Origin of the sequence: Acidaminobacter hydrogenoformans DSM 2784, assembly GCF_900103005.1 — a bacterium.
Classification (GTDB): Bacteria; Bacillota; Clostridia; order Peptostreptococcales; family Acidaminobacteraceae; genus Acidaminobacter; species Acidaminobacter hydrogenoformans.
Genome location: NZ_FMWL01000038.1, coordinates 1 through 2,102, shown reverse-complemented (window position 1 = coordinate 2,102; position 2,102 = coordinate 1). Strand labels below are relative to the sequence as shown.

The 2,102-nt window shown below is 38.3% G+C and carries 2 protein-coding genes; both read right to left on the bottom strand.

Going from position 1 to position 2,102, the window contains the following annotated elements; genetic code table 11:
• Positions 1 to 74: 74 nt before the first annotated feature.
• Entirely contained in the window at positions 75 to 305 is a 231-nt protein-coding gene (locus BLP63_RS16620) for a hypothetical protein (protein ID WP_092591620.1), read from the bottom strand.
• A gap of 15 nt (positions 306 to 320) precedes the next feature.
• Positions 321 to 2,027, bottom strand: a complete 1,707-nt coding sequence (locus BLP63_RS16615; RefSeq protein WP_092593588.1) for an IS1634 family transposase — start codon at positions 2,025 to 2,027, stop codon at positions 321 to 323.
• Positions 2,028 to 2,102: the final 75 nt, after the last annotated feature.

Sequence of the window (2,102 nt, the reverse complement as noted above, 5' to 3'; positions counted from 1 at the left end):
TGTCAACTTCCAGAAAAAATGTGACTAAAACTCCTGCACAGGTCTCGATGCAGGAGTTTTTTGTTGTTTCCAGCCTATCCTTTTTCTTGATCAGTTGGTTGTATAAATTGAAGGATTTGGTCGTAGGATTTATCACTTTTCATAATAGCAGCGATAAGTTCATCACGCTTTAACCCATCGCGTTTGTCCATCAAATCTTTTAATGTTGCAAGCGCCGCATCGTACTTCGCCTTTGCCTTTACCACATCCAATTGGGCCTTTTCAATCTTTTGTTCCAACGCATCCATTCCAACCGTTCTCGCCATGTTTCGCATCCTCTCTTATTTGTAAATTTTTTCTGCATTCATAAGCGATTCACTTATTTCAGCAGCTTTGTACTTTACATAGGAAACGTCTATTCCGAAGGCTTTAAGTATTGTCTTCTGAGTTGCTGTAACGGCATGGTCCAGTCTATAAACATTGTCCAGCTGTCTAACCATCTCAATTTTCTCAAGTTCCTTTATTGCCGCAGGGACCGTCATAAAGTTCGGCCTTTTATCTATTTTATTCATCTCTTCCTTAAGACTTGTATAGATCTTGCTTCTAATGATCAGCGCAATAAATTCTATAAATATCTTCGCTGATGCCGATTCATCTGAGTACACACGAAGACTCTTATTACCAAGATACGACTTATCACCCCGAAATAGCTTTTCTGAGACATCACGACTTTTATATAGATCAATAGCTTCTTTTGCAGTCATCTTTTCTGAGGTTATGATGCAGAAATATCCACATAAATCAATCTCACTTTCTATGACGCCTGCTTTCTCAACAGGAAACAGAAACGTCTTGTTTTGTTCATCATAGTAGAGTTCAAAATACCTCTCGAATCCCGCCCCAAATTCGCGCATTTCATTGGTATGACGTTTCATGAATTTTGTCATTTCATCAATCCGGTTCTCCAGTATATTGCGCTCTGCACTTTCCTTATCAATACTATGATAGATATGAAAATAGCGATCTTTTTCATCCGTAGCATACAGCTTTTTCTTTACTGTCATGCCATAAACTCTGTATTCACTGATATGATGGAGTCTCTTCTTCTCAAATGATCCTTTATGTTTCAGAATGAGCTGATTTACGAGGGATGCCATTCCCTTGACCATGATCACAAAGCTATAACCACACTGATCCATGTACTCAATATTTCTCTTGCCGAAGTAACCACGATCCAGTATAAAACCTATCTTCCTATAGCCGTATCCTTTTGCTTTATCCAGCATAAACTGAAGCTGTGACACGTCATTTATACTTCCTGGGTATGCTTCGTAAAAAAGCGGTTCTTTGTTTCTCGTGTCATAAGCTATTGAATAATTGAAAATTGGAGATCCCTGATCTACTTTGGCATTGCCATATTCAAGCATTTCAATATCTCCAGCCTGACAATTCTTATTCGTTGAATCATAGGATATATAGATCTTTTCTCTGTGATCTTTTGATTCATTCCATGAATTCAAAAATCCCACACTTTGATCATCTGTTATATTTTTTAAAAAATCCGAAACCTTGGCATCACTGAAAATCCTCATATCTGTGGTAAATAGTGCATGATTATAAGCATAATCTGGATAGTACTGGGCAGCGTTACTTTCAGTAATAATCGAATAGGCTGCCATGTCCAAGAACAATCCTACATCTTTTTTACTAAAATCCCGGCTGAGCATGTCCGGGATTCCGCTTTCTCTGATGAGTTTTTGGAGAATTATATAAGTCCCGACTCGCAAACAACTGCTTCTTAATGAACGATCCTTTTCTTCGGGAAGCTCTACTTCCGGGAAGAACTTCAGGTAGTTCTGGTTTGGCTGCATCATAAGATGATCAGCTTTGGATTGCTTACCAATCATCGCTCTCTTTACGTTCGTAAATTTTCGCGTAGGATCATAGATCCTATCGTACTCATAGTAAACATAACAGGAGTCGTCTCGTTTTCTGTAGGTAATTTTACCTGCTGCTTCTGGTATTTTGACTAGAAAATCGAGGTACATATTCGTCCTCCTTTTTAGTAACATATGTGACTAAATACAGTATAACATTAAGCCCGTATCTTTGCAAGCAAATCC